General features: G+C 67.2%; 20 protein-coding genes and 1 pseudogene. 15 read left to right on the forward strand and 6 right to left on the reverse strand.

Annotated elements, in window-relative coordinates:
- Positions 1 to 52 precede the first annotated feature (52 nt).
- Positions 53 to 871, reverse strand: coding sequence for a glucose 1-dehydrogenase (locus tag IHE47_RS10390; protein WP_192105823.1), 819 nt, complete (start codon positions 869 to 871; stop codon positions 53 to 55).
- Positions 872 to 1,084: 213 nt separating this feature from the next.
- Between IHE47_RS10390 and IHE47_RS10395 the strand changes: the two genes are divergently transcribed.
- The 6 genes from IHE47_RS10395 (at position 1,085) to IHE47_RS10420 (ending at position 9,882) form a co-directional block, all read left to right on the forward strand.
- The gene (locus tag IHE47_RS10395) at positions 1,085 to 2,686 is read left to right on the forward strand and encodes a peptide chain release factor 3 (RefSeq protein ID WP_192105824.1); all 1,602 of its coding nucleotides are present in this window, start codon (positions 1,085 to 1,087) and stop codon (positions 2,684 to 2,686) included.
- Between the two features lie 85 nt (positions 2,687 to 2,771).
- The gene (locus IHE47_RS10400) at positions 2,772 to 3,671 is read left to right on the forward strand and encodes a type II CAAX endopeptidase family protein (protein WP_192105825.1); all 900 of its coding nucleotides are present in this window, start codon (positions 2,772 to 2,774) and stop codon (positions 3,669 to 3,671) included.
- Positions 3,672 to 3,814: 143 nt separating this feature from the next.
- The gene (locus IHE47_RS10405; RefSeq protein WP_192105826.1) at positions 3,815 to 7,444 is read left to right on the forward strand and encodes a response regulator; all 3,630 of its coding nucleotides are present in this window, start codon (positions 3,815 to 3,817) and stop codon (positions 7,442 to 7,444) included.
- 7 nt (positions 7,445 to 7,451) lie between these two features.
- Entirely contained in the window at positions 7,452 to 8,312 is an 861-nt protein-coding gene (locus IHE47_RS10410; protein ID WP_343227470.1) for a CheR family methyltransferase, read from the forward strand.
- On the forward strand, positions 8,309 to 8,878 hold the full coding sequence (locus tag IHE47_RS10415; RefSeq protein WP_192105827.1) for a chemotaxis protein CheB: 570 nt from the start codon (positions 8,309 to 8,311) through the stop codon (positions 8,876 to 8,878). Before IHE47_RS10410 ends, IHE47_RS10415 begins: the two co-directional genes overlap by 4 nt.
- Entirely contained in the window at positions 8,875 to 9,882 is a 1,008-nt protein-coding gene (locus IHE47_RS10420; RefSeq protein WP_192105828.1) for a diguanylate cyclase, read from the forward strand. The genes IHE47_RS10415 and IHE47_RS10420 overlap by 4 nt, the downstream gene beginning before the upstream one ends.
- A gap of 4 nt (positions 9,883 to 9,886) precedes the next feature.
- On the opposite strand, the gene IHE47_RS10425 is transcribed toward IHE47_RS10420, so the two are convergent.
- The 3 genes from IHE47_RS10425 to IHE47_RS10435 all read right to left on the reverse strand — a co-directional run bounded on the left by IHE47_RS10425 (position 9,887) and on the right by IHE47_RS10435 (position 13,833).
- Positions 9,887 to 10,357 carry a hotdog fold domain-containing protein gene (locus IHE47_RS10425; RefSeq protein ID WP_192105829.1) on the reverse strand — a complete coding sequence of 157 codons (471 nt, stop codon included), beginning with the start codon at positions 10,355 to 10,357 and terminating at the stop codon, positions 9,887 to 9,889.
- Positions 10,358 to 10,428: 71 nt separating this feature from the next.
- Positions 10,429 to 12,903 carry an acyl-CoA dehydrogenase gene (locus tag IHE47_RS10430; protein WP_192105830.1) on the reverse strand — a complete coding sequence of 825 codons (2,475 nt, stop codon included), beginning with the start codon at positions 12,901 to 12,903 and terminating at the stop codon, positions 10,429 to 10,431.
- 33 nt (positions 12,904 to 12,936) lie between these two features.
- Positions 12,937 to 13,833: an alpha/beta hydrolase gene (locus IHE47_RS10435; RefSeq protein WP_192105831.1), complete on the reverse strand. Its 897-nt coding sequence runs from the start codon at positions 13,831 to 13,833 to the stop codon at positions 12,937 to 12,939.
- A gap of 85 nt (positions 13,834 to 13,918) precedes the next feature.
- Between IHE47_RS10435 and IHE47_RS10440 the strand changes: the two genes are divergently transcribed.
- The 5 genes from IHE47_RS10440 (at position 13,919) to IHE47_RS10460 (ending at position 18,496) form a co-directional block, all read left to right on the forward strand.
- A complete protein-coding gene (locus IHE47_RS10440) occupies positions 13,919 to 14,497 on the forward strand; it encodes a TetR/AcrR family transcriptional regulator (protein WP_192105832.1) in 579 nt (192 codons plus the stop codon).
- Between the two features lie 201 nt (positions 14,498 to 14,698).
- On the forward strand, positions 14,699 to 16,471 hold the full coding sequence (locus tag IHE47_RS10445; protein ID WP_192105833.1) for a phosphoenolpyruvate carboxykinase (GTP): 1,773 nt from the start codon (positions 14,699 to 14,701) through the stop codon (positions 16,469 to 16,471).
- A gap of 112 nt (positions 16,472 to 16,583) precedes the next feature.
- Positions 16,584 to 17,129, forward strand: coding sequence for a sigma-70 family RNA polymerase sigma factor (locus IHE47_RS10450; RefSeq protein ID WP_192106077.1), 546 nt, complete (start codon positions 16,584 to 16,586; stop codon positions 17,127 to 17,129).
- Positions 17,126 to 17,569 carry a hypothetical protein gene (locus IHE47_RS10455; protein WP_192105834.1) on the forward strand — a complete coding sequence of 148 codons (444 nt, stop codon included), beginning with the start codon at positions 17,126 to 17,128 and terminating at the stop codon, positions 17,567 to 17,569. Before IHE47_RS10450 ends, IHE47_RS10455 begins: the two co-directional genes overlap by 4 nt.
- An 18-nt stretch (positions 17,570 to 17,587) precedes the next feature.
- Complete coding sequence (locus tag IHE47_RS10460; RefSeq protein ID WP_192105835.1) at positions 17,588 to 18,496, forward strand: DUF4097 family beta strand repeat-containing protein; 909 nt, start codon at positions 17,588 to 17,590, stop codon at positions 18,494 to 18,496.
- Positions 18,497 to 18,707: 211 nt separating this feature from the next.
- Here IHE47_RS10460 and IHE47_RS10465 read toward each other — a convergent pair whose 3' ends face one another.
- Positions 18,708 to 21,788: a TonB-dependent receptor gene (locus IHE47_RS10465; protein ID WP_192105836.1), complete on the reverse strand. Its 3,081-nt coding sequence runs from the start codon at positions 21,786 to 21,788 to the stop codon at positions 18,708 to 18,710.
- 161 nt (positions 21,789 to 21,949) lie between these two features.
- Between IHE47_RS10465 and IHE47_RS10470 the strand changes: the two genes are divergently transcribed.
- The 4 genes and pseudogenes from IHE47_RS10470 to IHE47_RS10490 all read left to right on the forward strand — a co-directional run bounded on the left by IHE47_RS10470 (position 21,950) and on the right by IHE47_RS10490 (position 23,712).
- Positions 21,950 to 22,096, forward strand: coding sequence for a hypothetical protein (locus IHE47_RS10470; protein WP_192105837.1), 147 nt, complete (start codon positions 21,950 to 21,952; stop codon positions 22,094 to 22,096).
- Between the two features lie 424 nt (positions 22,097 to 22,520).
- A complete protein-coding gene (locus IHE47_RS10475) occupies positions 22,521 to 22,793 on the forward strand; it encodes a hypothetical protein (protein WP_192105838.1) in 273 nt (90 codons plus the stop codon).
- Between the two features lie 171 nt (positions 22,794 to 22,964).
- Positions 22,965 to 23,323 (forward strand): annotated as a pseudogene (locus IHE47_RS17755) (sulfotransferase); the annotation flags it as partial.
- Positions 23,324 to 23,391: 68 nt separating this feature from the next.
- The gene (locus IHE47_RS10490; RefSeq protein WP_192105839.1) at positions 23,392 to 23,712 is read left to right on the forward strand and encodes a hypothetical protein; all 321 of its coding nucleotides are present in this window, start codon (positions 23,392 to 23,394) and stop codon (positions 23,710 to 23,712) included.
- Here IHE47_RS10490 and IHE47_RS10495 read toward each other — a convergent pair.
- Complete coding sequence (locus IHE47_RS10495) at positions 23,697 to 24,608, reverse strand: hypothetical protein (protein ID WP_192105840.1); 912 nt, start codon at positions 24,606 to 24,608, stop codon at positions 23,697 to 23,699. The two genes, IHE47_RS10490 and IHE47_RS10495, sit on opposite strands and share 16 nt — an antisense overlap.
- Between the last annotated feature and the right edge of the window lie 273 nt (positions 24,609 to 24,881).

Here is a 24,881-nt window from a genome sequence, read left to right on the forward strand (position 1 = left end):
CTTCCACGAAGAGCCCGGGCCATGACCCGGGCTCTTCGTTTCGGGACGGCAGCTATGCCTCGCCGTCGGCCCTACTCTTTGGCGCAGCCGCCGAACCGGCAAGGATGCCGCCATCGATGTGGAGTTCGCTACCCGTCATGTAGGTCGCCTCGTCCGAAGCGAGCAGGACGGCGACGGCCGCCACCTCTTCCGGCCTGCCGAAACGCCGCAGCGGCGTATCCCTGACGAAAGCCGTCATGTTCGCCTCGCGTTCCTCGCCGCTACCGAGCATCGGCTCCCACATCGGCGTGAGCACCGCGGCCGGATGGATGGCATTGCAACGCACGCGCAAACCCTGCTCCGCACAATAGAGCGCCACGCTCTTGGTGTGGTTGCGCACCGCCGCCTTGCTCGATGCGTAAGCGGCCGCCGCCGGGATACCGACCACGCCGGAGCGCGACGAGAGGTTGATGATCGACCCCGGCCCGGTCGCGCGCATCGCGCGGATCGCCTCGCGACAACCGAGGAACACACCGTCCAGGTTGGTTTCGTGCACGCGCCGCCACTCGGCAAGGCTGGCGTGCTCCGGATCGTGCGATACGAAGCCGGCCTCGAATCCCGTGATGCCGGCATTGTTCACCAGCACGTCGAGGCGCCCCGATAGCGCCAGCACCCGACCGACCGCCTTGCGCCACTGCGCTTCATCGCGCACGTCCAGCGGCAGGAACACCGCCGCCTCGCCAAGCCGCGATGCCGTCGCTTCACCGCACGCGGCATCGATGTCGGTCACATAGACCGACGCACCTTCATTGACGAAGGCCGCTGCGATGGCAGCGCCAATCCCCTTTGCCGCGCCAGTCACCAGCGCGACCTTGCCCTTCAGACGACCCATTGTTGCGTCTCCAGCAAAAAGTCATGGAAAGCGAGGCGCGCAGGCGCCTTGCCGTTGGCTTATTGCCTGGACGTGTTCATGGCACGCTGCTCCGCAGCTTCGAGGGAGGGCACGGATCATCCCCGGGATGGCCGGGCCGGCGCAACCCGGCCTGGGGCCAAGCGGGCCCGTGCAAGCTAGAATAGGCGGTTAGCACATCGACCGACGCCTCTCATGTCCACCCATCTCGACGAAACCCGCCGCCGCCGCACCTTCGCCATCGTCAGCCACCCTGACGCGGGCAAGACCACGCTGACGGAAAAGCTGCTGCTGTTCGGCGGCGCGATCCAGATGGCCGGCTCGGTGAAGGGCCGCAAGGCCGCGCGCCACGCCACTTCGGACTGGATGGCGCTGGAGAAGGAGCGCGGCATCTCGGTGACCTCGTCGGTGATGCAGTTCCCCTACGAAGGCAAGATCGTCAACCTGCTCGACACCCCCGGCCACGCGGACTTCTCCGAGGACACCTACCGCGTGCTCACCGCGGTGGACTCGGCGCTGATGGTGATCGACTGCGCCAAGGGCGTGGAGGAGCGCACGATCAAGCTGATGGAGGTGTGCCGCCTGCGCGACACGCCGATCATGACCTTCATCAACAAGCTCGACCGCGAGGGCAAGTCGCCGATCGAGCTGCTGGACGAAGTGGAATCCGTGCTCGGCATCGCCTGCGCGCCGCTGACCTGGCCGATCGGCATGGGCAAACGCCTGAAGGGCGTGTACCACCTGCTGCTGGACGAGGTGCACCTGTTCGAGCAGGGCAAGAACTTCACCCGGCAGGACTCCACCATCTTCAAGGGCCTCGACGCGCCGGGCCTCGAAGCCGCCCTCGGCAGTGAAGCCCTGGCCGAGCTGCGCGAGGAGCTGGAGCTGGTGCAGGGCGCCGCGCCCTCGTTCGACCTGGACGACTACCTCGCCGGCAAGCTCACGCCGGTGTTCTTCGGTTCCGCCGTGAACAACTTCGGCGTGCAGCTGCTGCTGGACTTCTTCGTCGAGCACGCGCCCGCGCCGCGCGCGCGCGCCACCACCTCGCGCGAGGTGCAGCCGGAGGAGGAAAAGCTCACCGGCTTCGTGTTCAAGATCCAGGCCAACATGGACCCCGCGCACCGCGACCGCGTGGCCTTCATGCGCGTCTGCTCGGGCACCTACAGCGCCGGCATGAAGATGATCCAGACGCGCACCAGCAAGGAGGTGCGCATCGCCAACGCGCTGACCTTCATGGCCAGCGACCGCGAGATCGTGGAAACCGCCTATCCCGGCGACGTGATCGGCCTGCACAACCACGGCACCATCTCCATCGGCGACACCTTCACCGAGGGCGAGCCGGTGTCGTTCACCGGCATCCCGAACTTCGCGCCGGAACTTTTCCGCCGCGCGCGTCTGCGCGATCCGCTGAAGATGAAGGCGCTGCAGAAAGGCCTGGCGCAGCTGTCCGAGGAAGGCGCCACGCAGTTCTTCCGGCCGCTGATGTCGAACGACCTGATCCTCGGCGCGGTGGGCGTGCTGCAGTTCGACGTGGTGGCCTACCGGCTCAAGGACGAGTACGGCGTGGACGCCGCGTTCGAGCCGGTGACCGTGTCCACCGCGCGCTGGGTGCACTGCGACGACGCGAAGAAGCTGGAGGAGTTCCGCGAGAAGAACGCGATGAACCTCGCCATCGACGGTGCCGGCGAGCTGGTCTATCTCGCGCCTTCGCGGGTGAACCTGCAGCTGGCGCAGGAACGTTCGCCCGCGGTGCGCTTCTCGGCCACGCGCGAGCACGCGACCGCGGTGGAGTTGTAACGCATCCTCGCGTGGCGGAAGTCACGCAGACGGAATGCCGTGCACCCGCTAGGCTCTGCGGCACTTCATCCAGGGGATAGCACGCATGAATCCGACACCGTCGCTCGCCTACGCCACGCCGGCCACCGCGCCGGCCTGGAAACGCTGGCTGGTCTGTTCACCGCTGGCGCGCATCGTGATCTTCATGGCGGCCTTCATCGTGCTGAATCGGGCGGCCTCGGCACTCGTCCACGCGCTCATGCGGGGCATGGCCAGGACACCGATGAGTTCGGCGCTGGTCTACCTGGCGGTCTTCGTACTGCCGGCGATCGTCACCTACCTGTTCCTGGTCCGCATCGTCGAACGCCGCAAGCCGGCGGAACTGGCACTGCGACGCTGGCCCGGCGCACTCGGCGGCCTGCTGGCCGGCGGCCTGCTGTTCAGCACGGTGGTCGGCGTGCTCTGGCTGCTGGGCAGCTATCACGTCACCGGCTTCAATCCGCACGCCGACTGGCTGCCGGCGTTGCTGCTCGCCGGCATCGGCGCCGGCATCGGCGAGGAGATCCTGTTCCGCGGCGTGCTGTTCCGCATCATCGAGGAAGGTCTGGGCACCTGGGCCGCACTGCTGGTCTCGGCGCTGTTCTTCGGTTTCGCCCATGCCGGCAATCCGGGTGCCACCGCATGGAGTTCGGCCGCCATCGCGATCGAGGCCGGCCTGCTGTTCGCCCTGCTCTACCACGTCACCCGCTCGCTGCCGCTCTGCATGGGCCTGCACGCGGCCTGGAACTTCTGCCAGGGCACGGTCTACGGCATCCCGGTGTCGGGCATGAAGGCCGACGGCTGGCTGGTGTCCACGCGCACGGGGCCGGACTGGCTCAGCGGCGGCGTGTTCGGCGCCGAGGCCTCGGTGGTGGCCTTGACGCTGTGCCTGCTGTGCTCGGCGGCCTTGCTGGCGCTGGCCCTGCGCCGGCACTCGGTGGTGCCGCCCAGCTGGCGGCGACGCTGAGAGCCTGTTCAAGGTCTCCAAGCCCCGGCGGGCGCCCGGCTATGGCCGGGTGCCCGCAGCGGTTACCCTAGTGCGCAGCAACTGCCCCGCGCACGACAGGGACGTGCGATGGCCAGTCCTCCGGAACATTCGGCGACACGACCATGCCCGCGACGACCCGCACCAAGCACCGGAAATACTCCTGGCTGGCGAACCAGCCGATCCAGCGCAAGATCCAGCTGGCCATCGTGCTGCTGCTCGGCGTGTCGCTGGGCGCCAACCTGCTCACGCTGGATTCGCTGCGCCAGCAGGACGTGGCGCGGCACTGGTACGTGCACACCTACGCGGTGCTGCAGCAGATCGACGAGATCACCCACGCGGCCAAGACCGCCCAGGTCGGCATCCGCGGTTACCTGCTCGACCAGCGCGCCGACGAGCGCTCCAGCTACCTCGCAAGCATGCAGGAATACCCCGGGCTCGCGCAGCAGCTGCGCAAGCTGACGGCCGACAACCCGCTGCAGCAGGCACGCATCGACCGGCTGGACAACCTGATGGCGCAATGGCGTCAGGAAGTGAATGTCGGCATGCTTGCGCCGCTGCAGAGACTCGAGACGCTGGACCCCGCGCAGCAGGTCACGGAAAGACAGCGCATCCAGGCCGACTACATCGAGCACCGCTCGGTGCGCGCCGACAACATCCTCGCCCAGCTCGACCTGATGAGTGCCGACGAACGGGACCTGCTGTCCAGCCGTACGGCACGCCTGGACAGCCTGATGACGCGCACCCGCGTGACCGACGGCGCCTTCACCCTGCTCATGCTGCTGCTGGGCATGATGGTGATTTCGCTGTGCTTCCGCCTGATCACCCGGCCGCTGCGGCGCATCACGGACCAGATGAGCCGGCTCGCCGCGCACGACCACAGCGTCGAGATCCGCCAGGTAGAACGTCGCGACGAGATCGGCGAGATCGCCCGCGCGCTGCAGGTGTTCAAGGAAATGGCGATCGAGACGCACGACAACGCCCGGCTGAAAGGCCAGGTCACGGCGATCTCGCGGCAACTGCAGGAGACCACCACCCACCGCGCCTACGCCGAACGGCTGACCAGCGAGCTGATGCCGCTGCTCAAGGCCGGCGTCGGCCTGTTCTACCTGCACGACGAACCCAGCGGGCGGCTGGACCTGATCGGCAGCTACGGCCTGCGGCTGGGTGCCGATCCCGCCGTGCGCTACCTGCCGGGCGAGGGCCTGGTCGGCCAATGCGCGCTGAGCCGCCAGCCGATCGAACTGGACCACCTGCCCGACGACTACCTGCGCATCGACTCCGGCAGCGGCAGCGCGCTGCCGCGCCACCTGTCGATCCGGCCGGTGCTGCTGCGCGACCGCCTGATCGGCGTGCTGGAATTCGCCGGCTTCGAGGCCCCGGCGGCGCTGCACCGGCAATTGCTGGAACAGCTGCTGCCGATGGTCGCCCTGTCGCTGGACAACCTCGGCCGCGCCGTCCGCACGCAGGACCTGCTGGAGCAGACCCAGGAGCAGGCCGACCAGTTGCATGTCGGCAGCATCACCATGCGCCAGCAGCAGGCAGCGCTGCGCGAGTCGCACGACATCCTGCAGGCGAAGACCATGGAGCTGGAGGAGCAGTCGCAGCGCCTGCTGGCCTCCGAGGAGGAACTGCGCGTGCAGGCGGAGGAGCTGCAGGCCTCGAACGAGGAGCTGCGCCTGCAGAGCGACACCCTGTACGAACAGAAGCAGACGCTGGTGGCATTGCAGGCGGACACCGCCGAGAAGGCGCGCGAACTGGCGCGCGCCAGCCAGTACAAGAGCGAGTTCCTCGCCAACATGTCGCACGAGCTGCGCACGCCGCTGAACAGCCTGCTGATCCTCTCGCGCAGCCTGGCCGAGAACGCGGGCCACCGGCTGGACGCCGAGGAAGTCGAATCGGCGCAGATCATCCACGACGCGGGCAGCAGCCTGCTGCGCCTGATCAACGACATCCTCGACCTGTCCAAGATCGAGGCCGGCAAGATGGAGCTGGCGCTGGACGACTACGCGCTGGAGGACCTCGCGCGCAGCCTGCGCCGCAATTTCGACCACGTGGCCCGCGACAAGGGGCTGGGCTTCGACGTGCAGCTGGTCGACGGGCTGCCCGCGCACATCCACACCGACCCCGGCAAGCTGGAGCAGATCGTCAACAACCTGCTGGCGAACGCCTTCAAGTTCACCGCCGCCGGCTCGGTGCAGGTGCGCATCGGCCATCCGGCCGCCGACCTGACGCTGCCCGTGTCGCTGGAAGACCAGCCGTTGCTGGCGATCAGCGTCACCGACACCGGCATCGGCATTCCCGCCGACAAGCTGGAAAAGGTGTTCGCCGCGTTCGAGCAGGTCGACTCCAGCACCAGCCGCCACTACGGCGGCACCGGCCTGGGCCTGAGCATCTCGCGGCGCATGGCCGCCCTGCTCGGCGGCGACATCGCGCTGCGCAGCGAGAGCGGCCGCGGCAGCGAATTCACCCTGCTGCTCCCCGAGCGCAGCGTGGCCGCGCCGGCGGCGGCCGCGGAACCAGCAGCCCCCTCGCCCATGCGGCCACTGCCCAACCCCGCGCTGCGGCCGGGCAACCTGCCCGACGACCGCGAACGCCTCGCCCCCGGCGAGGCGTCGATCCTGATCGTCGAGGACGACCCCGCGTTCGCCCGCATCCTCGCCGACATGGTGCGCCAGAAGGGCTACCCCATGCTGCTCGCCAACGACGGCGAAAGCGGGCTGGAGCTGGCGCGACGCTACCGCCCGCTGGGCATCCTGCTCGACGTGATGCTGCCGGGCATCGACGGCTGGACGGTGGCCGAGCGGCTGCAGGCCGACCCGGCCACGCGCTCCATCCCGGTGCACTTCCTCTCCGCGGCCGACGACGCCGCGCACGGCCGCGAACTCGGCGCGGCGGGTTTCCTCACCAAGCCGGTCAGCCGCGAGCAGATCAACGCGGCGGTCGACCGCCTGCTGCACGCGGCGCATGACCGCATGCGCCGCGTGCTGGTGGTGGAGGACGATGCCGCCGAACGCAGCGCCCTGCGCAACCTGCTGCGGCAGGACCGCGTCGAGATCGACGAGGCGGGCTCCGCCGAGCAGGCGCTGGAACAGATCGCGCGCAACGCCTACGACTGCGTCGTGCTGGACCTCGGCCTGCCCGGCCTCTCCGGCATGGAACTGCTGGAGCGCCTTGGCGCCGACGGCAGCGTGCCGCCAGTGGTGATCTACTCCGGACGCGACCTCAGCCGCGAGGAAAACCTGCGCATCCGCCAGTACACCGACAGCATCGTGATCAAGGGTGTGCGCTCGCCGGACCGGCTGCTGGACGAGGTCAGCCTGTTCCTGCACCGCATCCGCCAGCAGCCGTCCGCCAGCACGGCCACCGTCGCCGACGGGCTCGAGGGCCACCAGTTGCTGCTGGTGGACGACGACATGCGCAACCTGTTCGCGCTGTCGAAGGTGCTGCGCGGCTGGGGCCTCAAGGTCAGCATGGCGCAGGACGGCCCCAGGGCGCTGCGCATGCTGGAAGAGGAGGACGCGCTGGAACTGGTGCTGATGGACATCATGATGCCGGGCATGGACGGCTACGAGGCGATCCGGCAGATCCGCGCCCAGCCGCGTTTCGCGCAGTTGCCGATCATCGCGCTCACCGCCAAGGCGATGCGCGGCGACCGCGAGCAGTGCCTCGCGGCCGGGGCGAACGACTACCTCTCCAAGCCGGTCGACCTCGACAAGCTCAACGCGATGATCCGCGTCTGGCTGCGTCGTTGAGGCTCCAGTGAGTCGCGCGCCCGATGACATCGAGCTGGAAGGCATCGAACTCGACCTGTTCGTCGAGGCGATGCGGCGACGCCACGGCTACGACTTCGGCCAGTACGCGCCGGCCTCGCTGCTGCGCCGCGTGCGCCAGCTGGCCAAGCGCCACGGCGACGGCGACGGTGCGATCAGCACGCTCATCCATCGCGTGCTGCACGAGCCGGAACTGCTGCCGCAGTTGCTGGAAGGGCTGTCGGTGCCGGCTTCGGACATGTTCCGCGACCCCTCCGTGTTCCGCGCACTGCGCGAGCAGGTGCTGCCGCAGCTCGCCACGCACCCGCAGATCACCATCTGGCAGGCGGGTTGCGCGCGCGGCGAGGAGGTGTATTCGCTGGCCATCCTGCTGGAGGAGGCCGGGCTGTACGAACGCAGCCAGATCTTCGCCACCGACCTCAGCGAACTCATGCTGGAGCAGGCACGCGAAGGCATCTACCCGCTGCGCGCCGCGCAGCAATGGTCGCGCAACTACGTGGCGGCCGGCGGCAGCCATTCGCTGGCCGATTACTGCAGCGCGCGCTACGGCCTGCTCAAGCTCGACCGGCGGCTGCGCCGCAACGTCACGTTCGCCCAGCACAACCTGGTGGCCGACGAGGTGTTCTGCGAGGCGCAACTGGTGCTGTGCCGCAACGTGCTGATCTATTTCTCCAACCCGCTGCAGCAGCGCTGCCTCGCGCGGTTCCGCGACTCGCTGGTGCGTGGCGGCTTCCTCTGCCTGGGCTTGCGCGAGCGCCCGGGTTCCTCCGGAGCCGCGGCCGACTTCACGCCCGTGGATGCCAACCTGCGGATCTACCGCCGCGCGGCCGCAGCGGGGCCGGGGCCGTGAAGCGCCCGGCCGCGATCGTGCTGGGCTGCTCGGCCGGTGGTCCCGAGGCGCTGAGGGCCGTGCTGGGCGGGCTCGACCCACGCCTGCCGCAAGCGGTGCTGGTCTGCTGCCACACCGGCTCGGAGACGGTGGATCTGTTGTGCGAACTGCTGGCCCGCGCCTCGCGGCTGCCGCTGATCGAGGCCGCGGAGCGCGAGCCGGTGCGCGGCGGCGTGGTGCAGGTCGCTCCCGCCGGCTACCACCTGCTGGTGGAACGCGACCTGCACTTCACGCTGTCGGCGGATGCGCGCGTCAACCTGTCGCGCCCCTCGATTGACGTCCTCTTCGCCTCCGCCGCCGCAGCATGGCGCGACGCCCTGGTCGGCGTGGTGCTCAGCGGCGCGAACGCCGATGGCGCCGAGGGCATGCACGAGTTGCGCCGGCTGGGCGGTTGCGCCATCGTGCAATCGCCGGACAGTGCACTGGCCCGCGCGATGCCGCAGGCGGCCATCGACCGTGCCGGCGCCGACCACTGCGTTCCGCTGGATGCGATCGCTCCCCTGCTCAACCAGCTGTGCCTGCCATGAACGATGCACGCCCGAAGCTCCTGGTCGTCGACGACACCCGCGCCAACCTCGTGGCGATGCGCCGCCTGCTCGGCGACTGCGGCGCCGAGCTGGTCGAGGCGACCAGCGGCAACGAGGCGCTGGCGCTGTGCCTGGAACACACCTTCGCGCTGATCCTGCTCGACGTGAACATGCCCGACATGGACGGCTTCGAGGTGGCCACCCTGCTCGGCGAGGCCGAGCAACTGCGTGGCACGCCGATCATCTTCGTCACCGCTGCCTATGCCGACGACGTCAACCGCCTGAAGGGCTACCGCTCCGGCGCGGTGGACTACATCGCCAAGCCGGTCAACGACACCATCCTGCGCTCGAAGGTGCGCGTGTTCCTCGACCTCTACAACGCGCGCATGCAGTTGCAGCAGGCGCTGGGCGAGCTGTCCGAGCGCAACCGCCAGCTGCAGGCGGAGATCGCCGAGCGCCGGCGCGTCGAGGCCCAGGTGCGCCACCAGGCCACCCACGACATGCTCACCGGCCTGCCGAACCGCGCGCTGTTCCACGAGCGCCTGCGCGACGCCATCGCGCAACCCGCGACGCCGGGCCGCGGCTTCGCGCTGGCCATGCTCGACATCGACGGCTTCAAGGCGGTCAACGACACCCATGGCCACCCCGTGGGTGATGCCCTGCTCAAGGCCATCGCCGACCGCCTGCGCGAACACGTGCGCGCCGACGATACGGTGGCGCGGCTGGGCGGCGACGAATTCGCGCTGATCCTCGAAGACGCCACCGAGCTGTCGCTGCTGCTCCAGCGCTGCCAGCAGCTGTGCGACACGCTGGCCCTGCCCTACCCCTTGCCCGGCCCGTCCGGCGAGGTGGTGGCCAGGGTCAGCGCCAGCATCGGCATCGCGGTATGGCGCCACGACATGCCGTCGGACGAGGTGCTGATCCAGGCCGCCGACCGGGCGCTCTACGAAGCCAAGCGGGCCGGCAAGAACCGTTGCCTGCTCGACGTGGCGCACGCCGCCTGAGGCTTCATTCCCGGCGGCGTGGCGACAGCCACATCTCGATGCGGGCGCGGAACACCTCGGTACCCGCGCCGTCGCGCACCTGCACCAGCGCCGGCCAGGGATAACCCTCGGCGGACTCCGCGGCCGGATGCTCCGGCACCGCTGTCGCATGCATGTCGCCGCACGCCCTGGCGAGGTATTCGACCGCCATGCCCTTCGGTATCCAGCGCATGCCGGCGGGGATCGTGGCCTCGGTCATCATCCCCGCGCACAGTTCGGCAAGGTTGCACAGTGCGATCGCATGCACGGTGCCGATATGGTTGTGCACGCGGCGGCGGTCGCGCATCGCGATCTCGCAGCGCCCCGGCTGCAGCACCACGAAGCGTGGCGCGATGGTGGCGAAGTACGGCGCCCTGAGGCAGATCAGCCGGCCATAGAGCCAGCGCCCGGCAGGCGATCCGGACAACCGCTGCCACAGTTTCAACGCGCTGCCCATGTTCCTATCTCCTGACGGACGAACGGGGCGACCTGCGCCCCGTTCGTCCATGGTGCCGGCTGCGGCGAGGCTTACGCCGCGTCGGCCAGCTGCTTGCGGCGCTCGTCCGCGCGGGTCACCGCCGCGCGCAGTTCGGACGGATCGAAATCGTCCACCGAGATGAACTCGAACACCGCCGTGTGCACCCGCTTCAGCAGGTCGTGCTCGGCCTGGCTGAGCACGCCCGCGGCCAGCGCCTCGGCCAGCTGGCCGTCGTAGTCGTGCGCCTTGAACTGGCCAGCCTTCAGGCCCTTGAGGAACTTGCGCTCCACCGGCTCGGCGGCGATCACATCGGGCAGCAAGGCCTCCATGCGGCCCACCGTGTTGTTGGCCGTGGGCGTGAGGTACACCCATTCGGCAAGGCGCGCGCGTGCCTCGTTCGGCGCGGTGAGCAAGGTCGCGACACGCCGGCCCAGGCGATCCGACGGCGGCACCTCGCGGCGGCCGAACGGGAACACCAGCGCCCGCAGCACCCACGCCACCGGGCGCACCGGGAAGTTGCGGATGGCGCCGTCCAGCGCGTTCTGGATCAGCCACATGCACTCGTGGAAACCCCAGGCGAGGAACGGGCGATCCGCCTCCGGTCGGCCGGTGTCCTCGTAGCGCTTGAGCATCGCACTGGCGATGTACAGGTAGCTCAGCACATCGCCAAGGCGCGCGGAGAGCTTCTCCTTGAACTTCAGCTTGCCGCCCAGCACGCCCATGAAGGTGTCGGCGCACAGCGCCAGCGCCGCCGAGTAGCGGTTGAGCTTGCGGTAGTAGCGCCGCGTGTAGGCATCGCCGGCGGCATCGCCCAGGCGGCCGCCGGAGAGGCCCATGGCGAAACTGCGCACGGCGTTGGAAATGCCGAAGCCGATGTGGCCGAACAGCGCCTTGTCGAAGCTGCGCAGGCGATCGCCGTAGTCGGCGATGGACAGCGCCTGCATTTCCTTCAACACGTAGGGATGGCAGCGGATCGCACCCTGCCCGAAGATCATCAGGCTGCGCGTCATGATGTTGGCGCCTTCCACCGTGATCGCGATCGGCACGCTGTTCCAGCCGCGCCCGGCGTAGTTCCTCGGGCCGAGCTGCACCGCCTTGCCGCCATGCACGTCCATGGTGGCGCCGGCCACGATGCGCGCCCACTCGGTGGCGTGGTACTTGGCGATGGCCGAGGGCACCGCCGGTTTCTCGCCGCGGTCCACTGCCGCCGCCGTGGCACGCGACAAGGCGGTGGTGGCGTAGGTGAGGCCACCGATGCGGCCCAGCGCTTCTTCCACGCCCTCGAAGCGGGCGATGGCGAGCCCGAATTGCTTGCGCATGCGCGCATAGGTACCGGTGGCCACGGCCGAACCGCGCATCGCGCCGGTGGCATTGGAGGGCAGCGAGATCGCGCGCCCCACCGACAGGCATTCCACCAGCATGCGCCAGCCGTGGCCGGCCATCTGCGGGCCGCCGATCAGCGTGCTGAGCGGCGCGAACACGTCCTTGCCGTGGATCGGGCCGTTCTGGAACGGGATGTTGAGCGGGAAGTGGCGGCGGCCGATCTGCAGCCCCGGCGTGGAGCGCGGCAGCAGGGCCAGCGTGATGCCGAGGTCTTCCTTGTCTCCCAGCAGGTGCTCCGGGTCGTACATGCGGAAGGCCAGGCCCACCACGGTGGCGATGGGCGCCAGCGTGATGTAGCGCTTGTCGAAGGTAAGCCGGATGCCCAGCGTCTCGACGCCGTCGACGACCTGCTTGCACACGATGCCCACGTCGGGAATCGAGGTGGCGTCGGAGCCGGCGTAGGGGCCGGTGAGGGCGAAGCAGGGAATCTCCTCGCCCACCGCGAGGCGCGGCAGGTAGTAGTTCTTCTGCTCGTCCGAGCCGTAGTGCAGCAGCAACTCGGCCGGGCCCAGCGAGTTCGGCACCGCCACGGTGGACGCCACCGTCGCCGACATCGTCGACAGCTTCTGCAGCACCGCCGAATGCGCCAGCGCGGAGAACTGCAGGCCGCCGTACTGCCTGGGGATGATCATGCCGAAGAAGCGGTTCTTCTTGATGAAATCCCAGATCTCCGGCGGCAGGTCGGCCAGTTCGTGGGTGATCTGCCAGTCGTCGATCATCCCGCAGAGCTCCTCCACCGGGCCGTCGAGGAAGGCCTGCTCCTCCACGCTCAACTCGGGCCTGGGCTGCTTCAGCAACTCGTGCCAGTCCGGCTTGCCGGAGAACAGCTCGCCCTCGAAACCCACCGTGCCAGCTTCCAGCGCGGTCTGCTCGGTCTCGGACAGCTTCGGCGTGACCTTGGCGAACATCTTGAGCAGCGGCGCCGTGATCTGCCTGCGGCGGAAGCCGTCCATCAGCAGCGGCACGGCGGTGCCCAGTTCGATGACCAGCAGCAGGAAGGTGGTCCAGTGCGCGCCGGCAGCCAGGCCGACGAGCAGCGTGGCCACGGGCGCGACGATCGCGAACGTGCGCAGGCTGCTGCGGTGGTAGGCACAGGCGCCGGTGGCGACCAGCGCCGCCAGCAAGGTGAGTATCACGGCCATCTCGACTTCCTCGTTGCGGACAGGCTGTTGCGATCAGGCGATGCGCGCGCCCGGCCGGGCGTCTGCATCGTCCAGTGACTGGATGAAATGTGCGATCTCGCGGGTGAACGCGTCGTTGGCGTCGCCCGCCAGCATGTGGGTGGCGCCCGCCACCTCGACGTGGCGCGAATGCGGCGCCAGTTGCCGGAACTCGGCGACGGTGGCGTGCGACACCACGTCGCTGTGCTCGCCCGAGAGCAGCAGCACCGGCACGTCCACCCGCGCAGCGGCGGCGAACAGGCGTGGCTGGTAGCGCTCGCTCTCGGCGATCAGGTCGCCGGCCAGCAGGGCCGGGTCCCAGTGCCAGCGGAGACGGCCATCGCTGCCGGCACGCATCAGCGGGCGCAATTGTTCCTCGCTCTTGCGGCCGGGGCGATGCGGCAGGTGGGCGGCGATCTGCTCCGCGGCTTCGGCATAGCTGGCAAAGCCGGCCGGATGCGCCTGCATGAAGGCCAGGATGCGTTCCACGCCTCTGGTCTCCCAGCGCGGCGTGATGTCCACCAGCACCAGGGCACGAAACGGCGGCGGCTGTGTCTCGCCCGCGGCCACCAGCCCCAGCAGGCCGCCCATCGAGGCCCCGACCAGCACGGGCGGTTCGGGTTGTGCCCGCGCCAGCGCCAGCAGATCGTCCACGAACTGTTGCATGTGATAGGCGCCGCCCGGCACGCGCCCGCTCTCGCCATGGCCACGCGCATCGAAGCTGATGCAGCGGCAACCGCGTGCCGCCAGCGCGGCGACTGCGCCGCTCCACGCGCCGCGTGTCTGGCCGAAGCCGTGGGCGAACAGCAGGGTGGGCGCGCCATCCGCGTGATGCGTTTCCACGGCCAGCGATACGCTGTCGCCGGTGGCGACGGATTCGATGCAGGTTGCGTGGGTGATCGACTTATCCATACGGATGAGTATGGATTGCCTGCTCGAGTGCCGTCAACCCGCCCCCGTGGATTACAAAGCACGGCACAGCGGCTACCATACGGTCATGGATCCAAGCCCGAAGCCCGAACGTACCCGCCTCACCGCGGAAGACTGGGAAGTAGCCGCCCTGCAATTGATCGCCGACCAGGGCGTCGGCGCGCTGGCCGTCGAAGCCCTGGCCCGCCAACTGGGCGTCACCAAGGGCAGCTTCTACTGGCACTTCCGCACCCGCGAAGCCCTGCTGCAGGCCGCGCTGGAACGCTGGGAGCAGTACGGCGAGAACGAGGTACTGGGCCAGATCGAACAGATCGCCGATCCGCGCAAGCGCCTGCCCGAACTGTTCCGCCGCGTCGCGCACGAACTGCAGCCGCACCGCGTCTATGCCGCCCTGTTGAAGGCGCTGGATCACCCGCTGGTGGTTCCGGTGATGGCACGCGTGTCGCAACGGCGCACCGAGTTCCTGCACACCGCCTACCGCGAAGCCGGCCTGCCGCCACGCGAAGCGCTGAACCGCGCGCGGCTCACCTACGCTGCCTATGTCGGCTTCCTGCAACTGAATTTCACGCTGGGCCTGCCGCGCATCAACCACGAGGAATTCGACGCCTACGTGGAACACATGATCGCCACCCTGATCCCGGCCTGACCCGCCCAGGCAAGAGCTTGCGAAACGGCGCCGCTCGGCGCCGTTTTTGCGACCGTCATCCCTGAAGATCATGGCCCGCGCCATCGTCGACGCGGCGCAGAAAATCACCGCCGATGCTTTTTGCTGCATCCTTCCTTGCAATGCCAGTGTCCGCAAACTACGGTTCCTTCACCCTTTTTCATGAAGACCAGTGAGGACACGATGGCAAGCACCCTGGAAGCGCTCGAACGCTGGATCAACGACGTTGCGGCGCTTACCCGCCCCGCTAAGATCCACTGGTGCGACGGTTCGGAGGCCGAATACCAGGCGCTGGTCCGGCAGATGCTGGCCGACGGCAGCCTGGTCGAGCTCAACCAGCAGACCCACCCCGGCTGTTACCTGCACCGCTCCCATCCATCGGACGTGGCGCGCGTGGAGCACCTCACCCTGGTCTGCCACCCCACCGAGGAAGATGCCGGCCCGAACAACCACTGGATGGATCCGGCCGAGGCGCACGCGAAGATGGACGCGCTGTTCGACGGCTGCATGGAAGGCCGCACCATGTACGTGATCCCGTACTGCATGGGCCCGATAGCCTCGCCATTGTCGCGCTGCGGCGTGGAGATCACCGACAGCCCCTACGTGGTCGCCAACATGAAGATCATGACCCGCATGGGCAAGGCGGCGCAGGAGCGCATCGAGCGCGAAGGCACGTTCGTGAAGGGCCTGCACTCCACCGGCGAACTGGATCCGGAGCGCCGCTTCATCATGCACTTCCCCGAGGAGCGCACGATCAAGTCCTACGGTTCCGGTTACGGCGGCAACGCGCTGCTGGGGAAGAAATGCCACGCGCTGCGCATCGCCAGCAACCAGGCGCGCGACGAGGGCTGGCTGGCCGAACACATGCTGATCGTGGGCATCGAGAACCCGCAGGGTGAAACCCACTACGTCGCCGCCGCATTCCCTTCCGCCTGCGGCAAGACCAACCTCGCGATGCTGATTCCACCCGAGGGTTATCGCAGGGATGGCTGGAAGGTGTGGACGGTCGGCGACGACATCTGCTGGATGCGCCCCGGCGCCGATGGGCGCCTCTATGCGATCAATCCCGAAGCCGGCTTCTTCGGCGTCGCGCCGGGCACCAGCGACAGCAGCAATCCCAACGCGCTGAAGAGCATTTCGCGCGACACCATCTTCACCAACGTCGCCGTCACCGCCGACAACCAGCCATGGTGGGAAGGCCTGCCCGGCACACCGGTCACCGACTGGCAAGGCCGACCCTACGATCCCGCCAATGGCCCCGCCGCTCACCCCAACTCGCGCTTCACCGTGAGCGCGAAGCAGTGCCCCACGTGGTCACCCAAGGCCGAGGATGCGCAGGGCGTGCCGATCAGCGCCATCGTGTTCGGTGGCCGCCGCCCCTCCCTGCTGCCGCTGGTGATGGAAGCGCGCGACTGGACGCACGGCGTGCTGATGGGTGCGGCGATGGGCTCGGAAACCACCGCCGCCGCCACCGGCGCGGTTGGCGTGCTGCGCCGCGATTCGATGGCGATGAAACCGTTCTGCGGCTATCACTACGGCGACTATTTCGCGCACTGGCTGAGCTTCGACCGGCCCGGGGCACAGTTGCCCAAGATCTTCCACGTCAACTGGTTCCGCAAGGGCAAGGACGGCAAGTTCCTGTGGCCCGGCTTCGGCGACAACCTGCGCGTGCTGGAATGGATGATCGCCCGTGTGCAAGGCAAGGTGCATGGCAAGGAAACACCCATCGGCACCCTCCCCGCTGCCGGCGAGCTGAAGCTCGACGGGCTGGGCCTCGACAAGGCCGCGCTGGCCGAATTGCTCGACGTTGACCAGGCCGGCTGGCAGGCCGAACTGGCCGCCATCGGCGAATACCTTGCCAGTTTCGCCCCGCGCATGCCTGCGGCCCTGCATGCGGAACAGCAGCGCGTGGCCCTTGCGCTGGAAGCCACCGAGCGCAGGGTCGCCACGGCCTGAGCGCAGGTTTGCATCGCTGCGGGCCGCTGCCCGCGGCGATGCAAACCCTTTTGGCGCGGCGGGCATCCAAGCTGGCAAGATGATCGCCGCCTGTCCCGCCACCGACCGCTCGATGCCGCCAGCCCCCGCCGCCGACCACGATATCGACGACGCGCGCGCGGCCGCGGCCGGCGACCGCCGCGCGTTCCAGCGCCTGTACTGCCGGCACGTCGAACGCATCCACGGCGCGGTCTACCGACTGGCCGGCTACGACCATGCCCGTGCCGAGGACCTCACCCAGGAAGCCTTTGTGCGCGCGTGGCAGAAGCTGCCCGGCTTCCGCCACGAAAGTGCGTTCGGCACCTGGCTGTACCGCCTCTCGGTCAACGTGGCGCTGATGGAAATCCGCGCCCGCCGCGCCGATCCGGTCGGTTTCATGGACGAGGAACAACTGCCCGACCCCGGCGACATGCCGTTCTGCGCCGCCGAGCGCGAGGAACTCGAGCGCGCTATCGGCAAACTGCCGCCGCGCGCACGCGCCGTGCTGGTACTGCACGACGTCGAAGGCTGGCGGCACGAGGAAATCGGCGAGGAAATGGACATGGCCGTCGGCACGTCCAAAGCGCAATTGCACCGCGCGCGGCAGCTGCTGCGCCGTGCCCTGGGAGAAAACCCGTGAACGAATTCGAATGGCGCCAGCAGATGCGCAAACTGCGCGGACCCGTCACACCGCACCACGATCTGTGGGACAACATCGACGCCGCACTGGAAGATCGCGACGAAGGCGCGACACGGCCGCAAACCGCACGCCACGCGTCGCCACACCCCTGGCTGGCCGCCGCCGCACTGGCTGGCGCCTTCCTGCTGGCCGGCAGCATCGGCCTGCACCTGTACCGCAACGCCGGCGCCACGTTCGGCGACGCACGTGCGCTGGCCGACGCGCCATGGCGGCCTTCCGATCCGCGCCTGAGTGGCGCGGCAATCGAGTTGGACGCGGCGCGCATAGAGCTGCAGCAGGCCATGCAGCAGTCTCCCGATTCACCTTCGTTGCAGCGCCTGCTGGCGCGCACCGAGCAGCAACAAACGCAACTGCGCCATCTCGCCCAGGAGGCCGGCTAACCGCAGCCGGGAACGACCATGAAAACCGCCATCCGCTGCACTCCTTTGCTGTTGTGCCTGTGCGCAGGCCAGGCCTTGGCAAGTACGCCGATCAACCTGCAGCACGCCGCCACGCCCACGGCGCACATCAGCATCAGCAACATCTCCGGCGAAGTGCGCGTCACCGCCTGGGATCGCCCCACGGTACAGGTCGACGGCCAGCTCGGCGACGGCGCCAAGCCGCTGGCGATCACCGGCAGCGACGACAAGCTCGCCATCGAAGTGCAGCCCCAGGGCAACGGCGGCGGCTGGCTCAACTGGGGCGGCGACAACCGCATGGGGCCGACCATGCTAGACCTCCACGTGCCGCGCGGCGCGGCGCTGGACGTGCGCGTGGTCAGCGCACCGCTGGTGGTCGACGGCATGGAGGGCGGCAAGATCTCCGTCAACACGGTGAGCGGCCGCGCACGCATCAACGCGAACAGTCCTGCGCTCGACATCGAAAGCGTCAGCGGCAACATCGAGCTGGCCGGCCACGCCATGCAGGCCAACCTGCAGACGGTGAGCGGCGACATCCTCGCCCCTGTGCTGGGCGACCAGGCGAAACTGCAGACCGTTTCCGGCCGCATCCAGGCCAACGGCGGCCCCTGGCACCAGCTCACGCTGAGCACGGTATCCGGCGACGTGCAGCTCGCGGGCAACCTCGCACCCGACGGCAAGCTGGCCATCGACAGCATGAGCGGCAACGTGCAACTGCAACTGCCCGCCAGCGCCAATGCCACGGTGCACGCCAGCAGCTTCAGCGGCGACCTCCGCAGCGACGCCGGCACCGCACAGAAATCCGAGCACGGCCCCGGCAGCAAGCTCGATACCACCCTGGGCAATGGCAGCGGCTCGATCAACGTCCAGACATTCAGTGGCGACCTGCGTATCCGTACCTCGAACTGAATCGTCCGGCGCGATTCGAGTACCACAATCCGCCTCGAATCCCGGCTGAAAGCCCGGGCGACATTCGGGCCTCTGCCTGCCGCCACCCGGGTCAGGCATCGGCGCAAGGCTTCATGCCTTCTGTCCAGGCTGACACGCTCCAAATACCCAAAAAAAAGCCACCGGTCTTGCGACCGGTGGCTGAGTTGCATCGATGCTGCGGCTTGTCGGATCAGTAGTCGTAGGTCACCGACAGGCGCACGGTACGCGGCGGCGTGGTGTACAGCGGCTGCCCGTAGTAGTTGTTCGTGATCAGCGTGTTGCTGCCCGCGTCGAACCCCGACTGGTACGACGGATCCACCTGCAGGGCACGCTGCTGGTTCAACGCATTCATGACGTCCAGGTTGAAGCCCAGCTTGTTGTCGGCGAACGCCGGACGGTAATGCACGCCCAGGTTGAGCAACTCCGTCCACGGCGTATGGCCGTTCGAACCCGGCGTCACACGCTGGCCGTTGCACCAGTGGTAGTTGCCGGTACCGGAGTTGTTGTATCCGGTCGGATCGTTGTCACCACCCGGCTCATAGCCATCCGGGCCCTGCGTGTACGGGCCGAAGTAGCCCAAGCACTCCTTCGGCATGCCGGATTGCGCCAGCAGGGTGGCCGACACCAGCCATTCCGGCGAGATCTGGTAACTGCCGCGGATCTTGATCTGATGCTTGCGGACATTGGCGAACTCGCCGTACTGGCCGTCCATCAACTGCCAGCTGTCCCAGTCTTCCGTCTTGGAAATGTCTTCCTGGCCAAAGTCGGAGCGCACCTGGCCCTCGGTGTTGCCAAAGCCGCGGGTGAAGGTGTAGTCGATGCGGGCATACCACTTGCCGTCGAACGGATGCTCCAGGTACATGTCCAGCGAGCCGTACTTGCGCACGGCACCGCGGCTGAAGCCCCAGTCCTTCGTCGACATCGGCACGATGACGCTCTTGCTGCCATCGTTGGCTTCCAGCAGGAAGGTATTGGTCATGCCCGGATTGAACAGGACGCAGGTCGACAGCGCCGCCGAGTTGGAGTAGTCGTCGGGATTGAGACCCATGCCGGTCATCTTGTCGGCGACCCGGCTGTTGTCGCACACGTCGTCGATCGCGGCCTTCAGATCGCGCCACATGGCCTTGCCGCCGTACACCCAGTTGTCACCCAGCTTCTTGTCGAAGCCGACGATGAACTCGTCCAGGTACTCCGGCTTCAGGTTGCGCGCAGCGACCTGCTTGGCATCCTTGGGCTGGCCTGTCTCGCCGTCGGGCGAATTCCATGCCGTGCAATCATGCGGATCCACTGGAACGCCGGTGGTTTCGTTGACCGAGCTGAAGGTGCAGTTCGACGTCAGGTAGGTCGAGCGGTTGGCCGCACGCTCCGCCGCATTGTTCGGCAAGGCCAAGTAGTAGCGGCCCGCATTGCCGTAGATCTTGAGCGAGGAGTCGCCGAACACGTCCCAGCTGGCGCCGATACGCGGTTCCCACTGGTTCTTTTCGTCGACGAAGGCCTGGCCCAGATCGTTGTAGTTGGTGAAGCGATCGTTGCGCAAACCGATGCTGAGATACACGTTCTGGGCCACCTGCCAGTTGTCCTGCAGGTACCAGGCCTTCTGCGACATGGTCATGCTGGTCGCCCAGCCGATCTGGCGCCTCTGCGCGGTAGTAGCAGTGATGTAGCGCCAGTAATAGTCCTGCCCACTGAACGGGTTCTGGAAGCTCGGCCCCTGGTCGATGGCGCGGTAGTACATGTTGTCCATGCCCACCAGCAGGTCGTGATCGCCCAGCTTGTAGTCGAAGTCCACACGCAGGCCACGGGTGGAGTTCTTGGCACCCGGCGAGGTCCAGGTGGTATTGGTCTGGCCATTGCTCGGCTGGTAACCATCCGGTTGCTTGCCGAGGCTGCCCCTGGAAATGAACGGCAGCGGGCTGTCGTTGCCGTAGACGACCGGATCCTGGAAGTGTCCCTTGCCCGCCAGGACGCTCAACGTGGCTGCGTCGGTGATGTAGCTGGTGAAGTGCCCGACGTAGATCTGGGCATTGTCCTTGGCGACGTCGTTCTTGGTGACGTACGCGCCACGCTGCAGGGTATCGTAGTCGAAGTCATAGGTGGAACCGGCACCACGGCTGTTGTTGTCCTTCAGCGCGGTCAGTTCCAGGATGTTGCTGTCGGTGATGTTCCAGTCCAGCTTGCCGTAGAACTTCGAGTCCTTGTTGGCATAATCCTGCACCTTGGCGTTGTCGTTGTTCTCGACATTGGTGCCCTGGTCCTTGGTGGTTTCGGCCGCCAGGAACATGTACAGCTTGTCCTTGATCAGCGGGCCGCCCAGGTAGACGGAGTAGATCGTCTCCCAGTATTTGTTGTCGTTGCGGTACTGGCGAAGCGTACCCGGAGCGTTCGGATCCGACGCATTGTTCACCAGGCTGGTGGAAGCCGGGACGGGGGTGTTGCCGTAACGGTAGTTGGTCGGCGTGCCTTCAAACGAGCGCGGTTGCCATGCCACCTGCCCACCGAAGTGCCACTCGTTGCTGCCGCGCTTGCCGACCTGGTTGATCACGCCGCCGTCGGAACGACCGTACTTGGCGTCGTAACCGCCGGTGAGGGTTTCCTGCTGCTCGATGGCGCCGTAGGGCAACTGGAAACCGCCCAGGTTCTTGTAGGGTTCGCCAACGTTGTAGCCGTTAACGTAGTAGGCGTTCTCGGTCACGCTGGAACCGCCGAACGACACCAGCGACTGACCGGTCGGGCCCGTGAAGAAGCCGCTGCCCGAGGTGGTATTGGGCGCCAACAGGGCAATCGCCTCGGCACTGTGCGCCACCGGCAGGCGCTGCAGGTCAGCCGCGGTGATGACCGTGCTGGAATTGACGTTGGTAACGTCGATGGCGGGCAGCGCGTTGGCCGTGACAGTCACCGAGGACAACTGGGTTGCATTGGCATTGGCGGCGGCCGTGGCGAAGTCCACGCCAGCGGCGCCACCGGTGGTGACATAGGCGTTGTCGTGCGTGCTGACGACCTTGCCGCCCTGCTTCAGGCTGACCGTGTAGGTACCCACCGGCAGATGGTCGATGCGGTAATGGCCCGTGCTGTCCACCGGCACTTCGCGCATGAAGCCCGAGGTATTGGTGACCATCACGGTCTCGTCCGACGACGCCGGCGCCGAGCCGAAGATGCTGCCGACGGTGCTCTGTGCAAGCACGGCCCCGCTGAAGCTCAGGCCCATGGCGATCGCCAGGGCAGTTGGGCGCCAGCGCATGGCGTTAGCACTGGCCCGATAGCGAATACTCATCATGTGTCTCCCCAAAAATGGATGTCCAAACGGACGATTGACCTATCTCGTTCAAATGCTTCAAACCGGCAGATCTTGAAAGTCCCTTCGAATTCGCAAGCCGGCGACGCACGTGTTTGCGGCCATGCGAAAATGATCGCCTTGCCGCAAACTTATGACGCATGAACTTGCAGGTCAACAAAAATTTCATGTTTGCGCTTGACATCGCCATGCACGCGACCCGCCAAATGTTAAATTTTCATGCGATCCAGCAAGGCTTCACACCCGTGCGAATCCGGCCAGCCGCAGACGGCAGGCGTGGCAATTGAGCTCACCAGTTAGTGGCAATTAACCTTTACCCGATGAATGACTCGATGCCGCCACGGCTGCCACGTCCCAGCCGCACTCCACCCACATGGGCGATGTCCAGTTGGCCCGGATGCAGCATTCGCTGGAGTTGCGACTGGCTCAGACGCCGAACGACACCGAGGCATTGATCGAGCTGTCGAAGGTACTGTTCAGGCGTGGACATATCCGCGCATCCAGCCGACCGCTGCTGCAGGCCGCAAGCCGGCTGCCGTGCAATGCGCCGCTGATTGCTCCCCTTGCGCAACACCTTGTTGCGAATGGTGAAATTATTGCGGCAAGGGCCTGCCTCGGTCTGCCGGAACAAGCCCCGGAACCGCCTGCCGAGGTGTTGGGAGCTTCGCGATCGGCGATATCGCCAAGGCACTCGAACGGATCGAACTGGCCTTGCGCGCGGGCGCCGATTCGCCCGACGCACTGCACATGCATGCCCCGCTGCTGCAATTCAGCGGCAGGATCGACGAGGCACAGCTACACCTGGAGCGCATCCTCGAACGCTGGCCCCGATTCGGCGACGCCATGATGATGCTGGCATACCTGCGCAAGCAGCGCCCCGAAGCGCACCGACTGGACTGGATCAACAAACAATTGCGTCAAATGACGTACGAAATAACGGAAACAGGTCGTGAATTCGTACGCGTGCTTCAAGACGCTCGATGACCTGGGGCAGCACGACGAAGCTGGAACTCCCTGGCGCGCCGCAATGCAATCATGCATGCACTGAATCCCTACGACGCGCCAGCGAAGGAAGCTGTCGTCGACGCCCCTCAACGGCATGCCTGCACAGCCACGCCTGACGGCGGAGCGGCCTGGCCCATCTTCGTCGTGGGCATGCCCCGCTCGGGCACGACCCTGCTCGAACGGATCCTCGCCAGCCATTCGCAGGTCGCTTCGGCAAGCGAAATCATCGATTTCTGCGCCAGTTGCACTGGGTCGCCGATGTCGCGCCCGCCCAGTCGTCGAGCCTGCTGGAAATCATCAGCCGCAGCGACGACATCGACTACCGCGAGCTTGGCGAGCGCTATCTCAGGCAGACCCAATGGCGTGCGCATGGCAAGGCGTATTACGTCGACAAGCTGCCCGCGAGCATCCGGATGGTCGCCTTCATCCGCCGTGCCCTGCCGCACGCCCCCATCCTGCACCTGGCGCGGGATCCCATGGACACCTGTTTTTCCAACTACAAAACCATGTTCGGCAATATCTCACCGTACAGCTACGACCTCGAAGCACTCGTGCACTACATACGGGCACGGGAGCCATGCTCGACGTGCCTTACGATGCGCTGGTGCAGGATACCGAAGCGGCGGTGCGCCACGTCCTCGCACATTGCAGCCTGGCGGCCGAGACAGCCTGGTTCAATCCCGAGCGCAATGCCGCCCCAGTGGCCACACCCAGCAGCGCACAGGTGCGCGAAGCGATCCATGGTCGGGGATTGGGCCAGTGGCGCGCCTACGAATGGCAACTGGAGCCGCTGCGGCTGGCACTGTCAGCACACACCAAGCCCGAACCGCATCGCAAAATGCCACCGCATGGCGACGGCGTTTTGCTGGCCGGCTATCGGGATCAAAGATCCTGGTGATATTGCACGTAAGGCGTGCGCGACTGATCCGGCTCGGGGCCGGCTGGCGTGTTCGCCGGCGCGCCGGACGACCACAGGTTCTGCGCACCCACGCTCAGCGAGCCTTGCCACGGCAGGTGCCAGGTCACGCCGAGGTCGATGCTGTTCCAGCGACGGTCGGGGCTGTAGCCATTGCCTGGCAGGCCGGCCAGCGGCTGCATGGTGCGGCCGATCAGGGTGCCGCTGACCGGGCCGTGGTCGACGCCGAAGCTGATCGCCTTCTGGTCCAGCGTGCTGATGCCCAGCAGGTTGCCTGGCAACAGGTGGATGCGGCCAACGCTGGCACCTACGTCCAGCCCGCTGTTGGTGCCCAGCGCCAGGCGGCCGCGCGCATTGAGTTGCGAGCTGCTGTCGAAGGCGGCAAGGCCATCGACACTGGGCGCCTCGCCCGGCAGCACGCGTGGCAGGCTGGGGCTGTTCGGTGTGTTGTTGGCACCCACGCTCACACCGAGGCTATAGGGCCCATTGAGGTAGGTGGCACCCACTTCGCTGCCGACCACGCGCAGCGGGCTGTTGACCCAGGACTGCTGGCTGACATTGGCGTTCGCCTGCCAGTTCGGCGCCAGGCTGTATTGCAGGCTGGTGCCAAACAGCGTGGAAGCGTCGACGGCGTGGAAGGACAGCAGCGAATTGCGCTGGGCCTGCACGCCATTGCTGCCGTCCGCCTTGAGCACGAGCAAGCGACCGTCCGTGCCGCGCCACAAGGGCATCACCAAGCCGGGTTTCACTTCGGCCACCTGCGCCGGCGGCTGTTTCAGCAGCTGCGCGGCCAACTGGCCGTTGGCGTCGTCCACACCCTGACCGGCCGCCGCGAACGGCAGCAGGCACAGCAGCAATGGGACAAACAGGCGGCGCATGGGTGGGCAGGCTCGATCTGGCGGCTATCTGCCGGAATAGGCAGCTAAAGTCTATCGCATTTTACATTTAACTAACACCGACGCAAGGGTCCGGTACAGTTATGGGCGCAAGCTGTGACCCTCTTCTCGGCAAGGAGGTTCGCGCCGCATCGCTCCCCCAACTGGCGCAGCACCGACGCGCAGGATATAACGGGCACTTCGCCGAATCCCGCCCGCCTGCCGCCTTGAAGAGTCCAACCTCCATCCCGCCACGCTCCACGCCGATACCAGTCT

Source organism: Rhodanobacter sp. DHB23 (assembly GCF_014842975.1).
In the GTDB taxonomy this organism is placed as follows: Bacteria; Pseudomonadota; Gammaproteobacteria; order Xanthomonadales; family Rhodanobacteraceae; genus Rhodanobacter_A.